Origin of the sequence: Actinomadura sp. GC306, assembly GCF_004348665.1 — a bacterium.
In the GTDB taxonomy this organism is placed as follows: domain Bacteria; phylum Actinomycetota; class Actinomycetes; order Streptosporangiales; family Streptosporangiaceae; genus Spirillospora.
Map to the genome: position 1 here is coordinate 1 of NZ_SMKM01000321.1, position 6,896 is coordinate 6,896.

Here is a 6,896-nt window from a genome sequence, read left to right on the forward strand (position 1 = left end):
GTCGGGGCGGGCGCAGGAGACGGCGGCCCATCCGTCCGCCGTCCGGAGCAGCCGGCAGGCACCTCCTGCGGACCGGCGCCCCCGCCGGCGGTGCCCGGTGAACGCGGCGCGCTCGGACAGCAGCCGCGCACCGTCCACCCCGAACCGCTCCCCCAGCCCGGCGGCCACCGCCGCCGCGTCGCCCGGCGGCATCAGGGGCGGCCCGCCGGGCAGGCCGCACAGCGGCGGCACCCCCGACGACGCCCACGCCACAAGCGCGTCCCCACCTGGCGACATGGTGCGACGATACACTTCGTCCCCCGACCGCCACCCCGGAGAGGACCGGCCGTGCACGTCTCCGTCGCCGACCTCGCCGATGGCGCGGCGGACCCGCCGCTCCTCACCCCCGAGGGAGCCGTCCGCGACCCGCTCGTCACCGTGGACCTGGCCCCCGCCGGCCCCGCCGTCACCGCGCGGGCCGCCCAGCGGGCCCGCGCTGGCGACCGCATCCTGATTGGCATCGGCACGGCGGACCCAAAGCTCCTCAGGGCGCTCGATCTCACCCTGGGCACGGGCGGCCCGGAGACTGTGGACAACCCGGCCGCGTCACCGGACGCACTGCGCGAGGCCGTGGCCCGCAACCCGCACGCGTCGCTGCTCCTGCGGGACGTCCTGCGCACCACGGACGGCATGCCGGTCGGCGCGGCGCTCGACGTCGAGTCCTACGCCTACTCCACGCTCCTCGGCGGCCCGGAGTTCGCCCGGTGGCTGGCCGCCCGCCCTCGGCGCCCGCTTCCGCCCGAGGTGGCCGACCCGGTCCTGGTGGCGCGGGACGCCGGCCACCTGTCGGTCACCCTCAACCGCCCGGAACGGCGCAACGCCTTCGGCCGGCAGCTGCGCGACGCTCTCGTGGACGCCCTGTCGGTCGCGGCGGCCGACCCCGGGATCACCCGCGTCACGCTGAGCGGCGCGGGCCCGGCGTTCTGCGCCGGCGGCGACCTGGCCGAGTTCGGCGCCGCCCCCGACCTGGCGACCGCCCACCTGGTGCGCACCCGGGGAGGCGCGGGCCGCCTCCTCCACCGGCTCGCCGGACGCGTCGAGGCCCGCGTGCACGGCCCCTGCGTCGGCGCGGGCATCGAACTGCCCGCCTTCGCCGGCCGCGTCACCGCCCACCCGGACGCGACGTTCCGGCTGCCCGAGGTGTCCATGGGCCTCATCCCCGGCGCCGGCGGCACGGTCAGCATCCCCCGCCGCATCGGCCGCTGGCGGACCCTCTACATGGCCCTGACCGGGACGCCCGTCCCCGCCGCAACCGCACTCGCCTGGGGCCTGGTGGACGGCATCGCGCCCTGACCTCACCTCGGTTACGGGCGTGGTTCCAGATAGCCGGCGATCGATTCGGCGAGCACCGCGCGGGCGTCGTCGATGTCGGCCCACGTGCTCAGGTGCTGCTCCAGGTAGAGGCCGCGGACGGCGGCGGGCAGGAGGTGCCGCACGCGCTCCAGCCGGTAGGCGTCCACGACGAGCCCGCGGAACGCCCGCGCGTAGGCGCGCCGCCACCGGCGGTCCCACAGGGCGAGCTGCTCGGCCGTCCGCGGGTACGCCTCGGTGAACTCGGCCGTGTCGCGCGGCAGCAGGCTCCGCAGCGCCGCCACCGCCCGGCCCGGCGTCGAGTCGAGGCCCGACCAGAGGGCGTCGACGATGCGGCTCATCCGCTCGGCGACGGACCCGTCGTCCATGTCCTTCCACGGCAGCATGTCGCCCTGGCCCGCCAGCTCTTCGAGGACGGCCGCCCAGAGGCCGTCGACCCCGCCGAACTGGTGCTGGACCGTCCCCCAGGTGACCCCGGCGCGCTTCGCGACGAGGTTGGCGCTGGCCTCGCAGCCGTCCCCGCCGGCCGCGAGCATGGCGATCGCGGTCCTGATCACGCGGGCGCGCGTCTCCAGGCCGCGCCGGTTGAGCGGGGCGCCCCGCGCGTTCACCGGGGCGCCGCGGCCCGCCGGCCCCTTCGGCTGGGCGGTCGAGGACTCGATCACGCTGCGATTGTAGATCCGGCGCCATGGCTTTCGGCCGAGTGAGCATAGACACATCTATGTAAGCTGGTGGCACCGGTCCCGGCGGTATACGGTCGGCGCATGACGAGCCGCCAGTCCTCCCTCAGAGAGTCCTCGTGGCAGGCCGGCGGATTCGTCCGCGACGAGACGCCGACCGCCGAGGTGGAACGCCGCGAAGCGGTCATCGAGTCGCTGGCCGGCACCGTCCGCGACCTGATCGACGCCACGATCCGCACGACGGTCGACGACGACGAGATCCACCGGGTCCGCGACGACCTCGCCGCACTCGTCGCCAGGCTGCGGGCCTCCGAGCTGCCCGGCCCCGCCGGCGTCAGGTTCAACTCCGAGCTCCGCGCCTGGAACTGGGGCAACGCCGTGGTGGGCGCGGCGAACGGGATCGCCCCGCCGCTCCGCATCGTCCACGACGCGGACGGCTGCCACGCCGACGTGGTCCTCGGCGCGGCGTACGAGGGGCCGCCCGGCCTGGTGCACGGCGGCGTCTCCGCGATGCTCCTCGACCACATCATGGGCGAGACGGCGTCCGGACGGCGGCGGACGGCCTTCACCGGAACGCTCACCATGCGCTACCGGCGCGGCACGCCCCTCGGCCCCCTGCGCCTCGAAGGCCGCGTCACCGGCGAGGAGCGCCGCAAGATCTTCGTGGCCGGCTCGATCTCCGACGCCGAGGGCGTCACCGTCGAGGCCGAAGGCATCTTCATCCAGCCCCTCGGCGCCCCCGGGGTCGCGGAGGACCCGAGTACATAGACACTCCTATGTGCTCACCCGCGGCCAAGCGGAAGCGGATCGCGCACTCGCACCAGGCCGATGTCGGATCTGGACCCGTCCCGTTCGTCTAGGGGATGAGGACACCATTCCCGACAGCGCGAGGAGCGGACCCGTGAACCCGACTCTGAACACGATCGACATCATCGTCGCCGACATCCAGGACGCCACCGCCTTCTACGCCCGGCTGGGCCTGACGTTCACCGCCGATCCCGCCTACCCTGACCACGCGAGCTGCGACCTGCCCGGCGGTCTGCACCTGATGCTGGACACCGAGAAGTTCCGCGGCTCCGCCCAGGCCAAGGGCTGGAGCCGCCCCTCCGGCGACCCGCGCAGCTTCCTGGCGTTCCAGTTCGGCACGCCGGCCGAGGTCGACGCCAAGTACGCCGAGCTCACCGCCGCCGGGTACCCCGGTGTACAGGAGCCCTGGGACGCGTTCTGGGGGATGCGGTACGCCACCGTGACCGATCCGGACGGCAACGGCATCGACCTGTACTGTCCCCTGGCCGCATCCTCGGACGGTCAGTGACCGCCCGCGGGGACGAGCACAATTCCGGAAGGGACGACATCATGAAGTACGTGCTGATGTTCGCGGACACCGAGGAGTTCTCCCGGGCGCTGGGTGCGATGTCCGAGGCCGAGCGCCAGGAGGCGTTCGAGGCGGTCGGCCGCTGGTTCGCCGAGCACGCCGCCCAGATCACCCACCACGCGCGCCTGGACCACCCGGAGACCGCCACCACGATGCGGCTGTCCGGCGGCGACGCCGTCGTCACCGACGGGCCCTTCGTGGAGGGCAAGGAGGTCGTCTCCGGCTACGCCGAGATCGAGGTCGCCGACCTGGACGAGGCGATGGCGATCGCGCGCGGGTGGCCGGGCTGCCCGGTCGTCGAGATCCGCCCGATCACCTGACGGGGATGGTGGAACCGCACGACCCCGCGCACCCGGAGGACGAGGTGCGCGCCGAGCTGGCCCGCGTGGTGCGGGAGCACGCGGGCCGGCTGACGGCGTCCCTGGTGCGGGTGCTGGGCGACTTCGCCGCCGCCGAGGACCTCGTCCAGGACGCCGTCGAGATCGCCCTCCGGCGCTGGCCGGTCGACGGGATCCCCGAGCACCCCGACGCCTGGCTGCTGACCACCGCGCGCCGCCGCGGCATCGACCTCCTGCGCCGCCAGGCCGCCTACCGCGACAAGCTGGCCCGGCTCACCTGGCCCGCGCAGGCCGAACCCGGCGACCGGCTGAAGCTGGTCTTCACCTGCTGCCACCCCGCGCTGCCCCGGACCGCGCAGATCGCGCTGACCCTCCGCACGGTGTGCGGGCTGACGACCGCCCAGATCGCCGCCGCGTTCCTCGTCCCCGAGGCGACCGTCGGGCAGCGCATCACCCGCGCCAAGCGCAAGATCACGCAGGCGGGCATCCCGTACCGCGTGCCCGGCGAGGCCGAGCTGCCCGAGCGCCTCGGCCAGGTCCTCGCGGTCGTCTACCTGCTGTTCAACGAGGGCTACCTCACCAGCACCGGCGAGCGGCCCTACGCGCCGGACCTGGCCGGGGACGCCGAATGGCTGGCCGCCCAGCTGGCATGGCTGCTGCCCCGGCAGCCGGAGGTCCTCGGCCTGCTCGCCCTCATCCGCCTGCACCAGGCCCGTACCGGCGCCCGCTTCGACCCCGCCGGCGGCCTCATCCTGCTGCCCGACCAGGACCGCGGGCTGTGGGACCACGAGGCGATCGCCGACGCCGTCCGGTTGCTCGAACGGGCCGCGAGACTGCGCCGTCCCGGCCCCTACCAGCTGCAGGCCGCCATTCTCGCCTGCCACGCCGAGGCCCCCGCCTGGGCCGCTACCGACTGGCCGCAGATCGTGGTCCTCTACGACATGCTCCTCGCCCTGGCGCCATCGCCCGTCCACCGGCTCCAGCGCGCCATCGCCCTGCACCACCATCCCGGCGAGCGCGGCGGCGCACGCAACGCCCTCGCCGACCTGGACGGCCTCTCGCCGGCCGACCGCAAGGCCCTGGAGCACTACCCGCTGTTCCACGCCACCCGCGCCGAGCTGCTGCGCGCCACCGGCCGCCACGACGACGCCCGCGCCGCCGACGAGCACGCCCTGGCACGCACCGCCAACCCGGCCCAGCACGCCCTCCTCCGGCAACGCCTGCACTGGGACTGACCCGGCGCGGCCCCCTCGGCGCCCCGACCGCCCCGGAGAGAAGCCCGGCACGTAGAGCCCGCTATGCGCTTGCCCGCCCGTCGCAGGGAGCACGCCCGGACGAACGTGCCGCCCCCCGCGGCCGCGGGACCCCTAGACTCTCGCGGGTGACCACCGACGACGGGTTCGAAGGCCAGGACATCTCCGCTCTGCCCGTGCGCCAGCAGCAGATCATGGCCGCCATCCTGGACTGGGTCGCCAGATACGGGTATGCGCCGAGCACGCGGCAGATCGGCGACACCGTCGGCCTGCGGTCCGCATCGTCGGTGTCCCGGCACCTGGCGAGCCTGGAGGACAAGGGGTTCCTGCGCCGGGGGGCCTCGGTGACCCGGCCGATCGACGTGCGCCCCTTCCTGCGGGAGCACTCCCCGTCGGCCGTCCCCGACGATCAGGTGCCCGTGCCGGTGGTGGGCGACATCGCCGCCGGCACCCCCATCTCCGCCGACGAGCACCTCGACGAGACGCTGTCGCTGCCCCGCGAGCTGACCGGGCGCGGCAACGTCTTCGCCCTGCGCGTCCGCGGCGACTCGATGATCGACGCGGCGATCTGCGACGGCGACCTCGTCGTGGTCCGGCAGCAGCCCGAGGCGCATTCGGGCCAGATCGTCGCCGCGATGATCGACGGGGAGGCCACCGTCAAGGTGTTCCGCCGCCGCGACGGCCACGTCCTCCTCGAACCCCGCAACCCGGCCTACGACCCGATCGACGGCGACCACGCCACCGTCCTGGGCATCGTCGTGACGGTCCTGCGCAACGTCTGACCGTCCGGAAGCCCGCCGGCCGGTGGGGCGCCTCGACCAAGGAGTGGTGGGCGCCGGTTCCGGGCGGGGCGCGCGGTCCGAGGATCAGTGTTCGGCGGGACGGTAGCGTTCGCCGCGGGTCTTGGCGCCGATGAGGCGGAGCTGGGTCAGCAGCGCCCACTGGTCGAGGCGCCGCGGGACGAGGCGCGCCGACGCCCGGATCAGCGCGGCCATGCGGTCGAAGCGGCGCTGCTCGCGCGGGGACCACTCGATGCCGAAGCGCGTCCGGACGGGTTCGGGCAGGCAGCCGATCGCCACCAGCGTGCCCAGCGGCCGCAGCACCGGCCGGGCAGCCCGGATAGCGAGGGACGGCACGAACGGGACCGCGCCGATGCCCTCCGTGCGGGCGATCTCGATGGACCGGGCGGCCGGGGCGGTCATCTCCAGGCGCTCGGCGCAGAACGCGTCGAACACCGTCCGGAAGGCGGCGTAGTCGGGCGGTACCGGGCGCATGCTCACGCCGTAGCGGGCGTACCAGGCGACCGTCCCGGCGTAGAGGCGGTCGTGGTCGGCGGCGGTGAGGGCCCCGGCCGGGAAGAACAGCTCGGCCGTCCGGAACATGTGCCAGGTGAACGTGGCGTGCGCCCACCAGAACGTCTCGGGGTCGAGGGCGTGGAACCTGCGGCCCGTCGAGTCGACGCCCTTGATGTCCAGGTGCAGGTCGCGGATGCGGCGGGCGCGCTCGGGGCCGTCCGGCTCGAAGATCGTCGCCCAGATCTGCGGCACCGACCGCCAGATCCGGCCGAACGGGTCGTCGAAGAAGCCGGACTGCTCGGCCACGGCCGTGCCGAGCGGCGGGTACATGAGCTGCAGCAGTCCGGTGGCGCCGCCCGGGAGCGCCGCCCGCGAGTCGCCCGCGATTCGCCACAGCAGCGATTGCGGGCCGATGGGCTCGGCGTCCTGCGCGGGCCGCCCGGCGAGATGGTCAGCTGCCGCCATTACCCGTCCTCCTTCATGCGTGATGAGACGATGACACGAAAATGTTGCATCTGTCCAGGGTGGGCATAATGGCCGGGTGGACGCCGCGATCGCCCTGCCGGACCTCGCCCGGCGCCTGCCGCCCCCGCCCGCCCCCGAGC

9 protein-coding genes are annotated in these 6,896 nt (G+C 74.6%); 6 read left to right on the plus strand and 3 right to left on the minus strand.

The genetic code is table 11. The features are described 5' to 3' along the window. The coding region (locus E1200_RS29375) for a hypothetical protein (RefSeq protein ID WP_207933607.1) at positions 1-276 on the minus strand (276 nt) is incomplete at its 3' end. A gap of 51 nt (positions 277-327) precedes the next feature. Here E1200_RS29375 and E1200_RS29380 point away from each other — a divergent pair. Beyond that, a complete protein-coding gene (locus E1200_RS29380; RefSeq protein ID WP_131955335.1) occupies positions 328-1,332 on the plus strand; it encodes an enoyl-CoA hydratase/isomerase family protein in 1,005 nt (334 codons plus the stop codon). Between the two features lie 11 nt (positions 1,333-1,343). Here the strand turns inward: E1200_RS29380 and E1200_RS29385 are convergent, their stop codons facing one another. Further along, on the minus strand, positions 1,344-2,015 hold the full coding sequence (locus E1200_RS29385) for a TetR/AcrR family transcriptional regulator (RefSeq protein WP_207933608.1): 672 nt from the start codon (positions 2,013-2,015) through the stop codon (positions 1,344-1,346). A 99-nt stretch (positions 2,016-2,114) separates the two neighbouring features. Here E1200_RS29385 and E1200_RS29390 point away from each other — a divergent pair, with 99 nt between their 5' ends. The 5 genes from E1200_RS29390 to lexA all read left to right on the plus strand — a co-directional run bounded on the left by E1200_RS29390 (position 2,115) and on the right by lexA (position 5,778). Next, the gene (locus E1200_RS29390; protein WP_131955336.1) at positions 2,115-2,798 is read left to right on the plus strand and encodes a PaaI family thioesterase; all 684 of its coding nucleotides are present in this window, start codon (positions 2,115-2,117) and stop codon (positions 2,796-2,798) included. Between the two features lie 133 nt (positions 2,799-2,931). Further along, positions 2,932-3,345: a VOC family protein gene (locus E1200_RS29395; protein ID WP_131955337.1), complete on the plus strand. Its 414-nt coding sequence runs from the start codon at positions 2,932-2,934 to the stop codon at positions 3,343-3,345. A 41-nt stretch (positions 3,346-3,386) separates the two neighbouring features. After that, entirely contained in the window at positions 3,387-3,725 is a 339-nt protein-coding gene (locus E1200_RS29400; RefSeq protein WP_131955338.1) for a YciI family protein, read from the plus strand. Between the two features lie 5 nt (positions 3,726-3,730). Beyond that, positions 3,731-4,978, plus strand: a complete 1,248-nt coding sequence (locus E1200_RS29405) for a DUF6596 domain-containing protein (protein ID WP_131955339.1) — start codon at positions 3,731-3,733, stop codon at positions 4,976-4,978. Between the two features lie 146 nt (positions 4,979-5,124). Continuing rightward, positions 5,125-5,778 carry a transcriptional repressor LexA gene (lexA, locus tag E1200_RS29410; RefSeq protein ID WP_131955340.1) on the plus strand — a complete coding sequence of 218 codons (654 nt, stop codon included), beginning with the start codon at positions 5,125-5,127 and terminating at the stop codon, positions 5,776-5,778. Positions 5,779-5,862: 84 nt separating this feature from the next. Here lexA and E1200_RS29415 read toward each other — a convergent pair whose 3' ends face one another. Next, positions 5,863-6,756, minus strand: a complete 894-nt coding sequence (locus E1200_RS29415) for an oxygenase MpaB family protein (protein ID WP_131955341.1) — start codon at positions 6,754-6,756, stop codon at positions 5,863-5,865. Between the last annotated feature and the right edge of the window lie 140 nt (positions 6,757-6,896).

Bases quoted from the DNA above. Each gene is read 5' to 3' on its own strand.
- E1200_RS29390 (WP_131955336.1), top strand. From the start codon at position 2,115: ATGACGAGCCGCCAGTCCTCCCTCAGAGAGTCCTCGTGGCAGGCCGGC.
- E1200_RS29400 (WP_131955338.1), top strand. From the start codon at position 3,387: ATGAAGTACGTGCTGATGTTCGCGGACACCGAGGAGTTCTCCCGGGCG.
- E1200_RS29405 (WP_131955339.1), top strand. From the start codon at position 3,731: ATGGTGGAACCGCACGACCCCGCGCACCCGGAGGACGAGGTGCGCGCC.
- E1200_RS29415 (WP_131955341.1), bottom strand. From the start codon at position 6,756: ATGGCGGCAGCTGACCATCTCGCCGGGCGGCCCGCGCAGGACGCCGAG.